The following is a 211-nucleotide window of genomic DNA, read 5'->3' on the forward strand; positions in this document are numbered from 1 at the left end:
TTGATTGCTTTCCCATTTCTGGTGCCAGAAACTTGCTTCCATAATTGCTCCATGAGTGATTGATTCATCGATTGCCGCTAGGGTAGTAGAGTGCCGGAAACTTATCAAACTGCAGTCATCAGATATGGTAATGCCACTATCGAAAAACGACTATGATGAGACTAAACTCCCGCTGAGTCGATACTCACCATATTCAACAATCATTCCGGAC

Origin of the sequence: Leucothrix pacifica, from assembly GCF_003172875.1 — a bacterium.
Taxonomy (GTDB): Bacteria; Pseudomonadota; Gammaproteobacteria; order Thiotrichales; family Thiotrichaceae; genus Leucothrix; species Leucothrix pacifica.